The 1,667-nt window shown below is 41.3% G+C and carries 1 protein-coding gene; it reads left to right on the forward strand.

Annotated features, from left to right (window positions below; translation table 11 throughout):
- Window positions 1-115: 115 nt before the first annotated feature.
- Window positions 116-1,561, forward strand: a complete 1,446-nt coding sequence (locus HMPREF2794_RS25650) for an IS4-like element ISBf8 family transposase (RefSeq protein WP_005642186.1) — start codon at window positions 116-118, stop codon at window positions 1,559-1,561.
- The last annotated feature ends 106 nt before the right edge of the window (window positions 1,562-1,667 follow it).

Here is a 1,667-nt window from a genome sequence, read left to right on the forward strand (position 1 = left end):
TTACTAAAGTTTCCCACCCAAATAAATAGATAGAAAAATAACAGTTTGTCGAATTTTCTTTGTAAATTAGTAATCGCTAAAGAACTGATTTTAAAGACAAGACAACAAAACTGTTATGGAAGCAAAAATAGAGAAAATAAGTGAGTTATCCAAACTTTTGAGTGTTAAAACCCGAATGAGTGATGATTTATTTCATCTTTTTGGCAAGTTTGGCATCGGTCACCTATTATCTCGCCTTTCATTGGAGAAACAGGACGGAGTTTCGGCTTCGGAGTTGCTCCTCTCTCTTTGCCTCTTCCGCATTGTGGGCGAGAGCATCCATAGTATATGCAAACATAAGATATATGAGCTTTCAAATCATGGTAAGAACTGTTTCTATCGCATGATGATTCGCCCACAGATGGATTGGAGACGATTGATGAACCACTTTGCACTGCGTTATATGTGCCTATTGCGTAAGTATGGCGAAGTTCCTCAATCAGATACCACTACATGTTTCATTATAGATGACACCGTACTTGAGAAGAGTGGTGTGAGGATGGAGGGTATCAGTCGTGTTTTCGACCATATGAAAGGCAGATGCGTATTGGGCTACAAGCTGTTACTTTGTGCCTTCTTTGACGGCAAGACAACTATACCCTTTGATTTTTCACTACATCAAGAAAAGGGGAAGCAAGGCAACTACGGGCTGACAAGACAGCAACTCAAAAAGGCATATCACACCAAGAGGAACACCGGCAATCCTGATTATAAGCGCTTTCAAGAGTGTAAGATGTCTAAGCTGGAAGTTGCCATGGATATGCTTCGCCGTGGATGGAAGATGGGGTTACATGCGAAGTATGTGATTACCGATAGTTGGTTCACCTGCGAGCAACTTATGACATGTGTTAGAAGCATAGGTAAAGGGGCAATGCACTTTGTTGGACTTGCAAAAATGGGAAAGACAAAATACACTATATCGGGCAAAAAGAAAAATGCTGCAGAACTCATTGCCACCTATGAACGTGAACGAGGAAAGAACTGTCGTAAATACAAATGTCGATATATTCAGCTCAACGGCAACTTAGGAGATATACCTATCAGAATCTTCCTCATCAAGTATGGTAGAAACTCCGCATGGAACGTTCTGCTCACCACGGATACAACGATGTCTTTCGTAAAAGCCTTTGAAGTGTATCAGATTAGATGGAACATAGAGGTGATGAACAAGGAGACTAAGCAATATCTCGGATTAGGAGGTTATCAAGGTTGTGACTTTAATGGTCAGATAGCCGACGCAACGCTGTGTTACCTTACATATACCGTCATGGCTTTGGAAAAGAGATTCACAGAATATCAAACCATGGGCGAACTCTTTTCGGATATGGAGGGTGATCTCATGGCACTCACGTTATGGAAGCGAGTTCTTACCTGCATCGAACGCATTCTTCGCATTTTAGGAGAAATACTTGGAATGACGCCCCAATACCTTATGGCTACAATCAGCGGAAACGACAAAGAGATGAGCAAAATCCTTGTAATGGCTGAAGCGTTGGAAAAATGGGACGAAGTATGTGGATAGTCTGCATAACTTCTGTTAGGCATGTGTTAACAGTCAATGGATATGGGGGAAGACAGACAAAGGAAAATGAGAAAAGTTAGTGTTTTAAGGGGTGGGAAACTTTAGT

The sequence above is a fragment of the Bacteroides sp. HMSC067B03 genome (assembly GCF_001811315.1).
Taxonomy (GTDB): domain Bacteria; phylum Bacteroidota; class Bacteroidia; order Bacteroidales; family Bacteroidaceae; genus Bacteroides; species Bacteroides faecis.

What these genes read in the sequence shown, in the direction of transcription:
- HMPREF2794_RS25650 (WP_005642186.1), top strand. Translation starts at nt 116, where the DNA reads ATGGAAGCAAAAATAGAGAAAATAAGTGAGTTATCCAAACTTTTGAGT.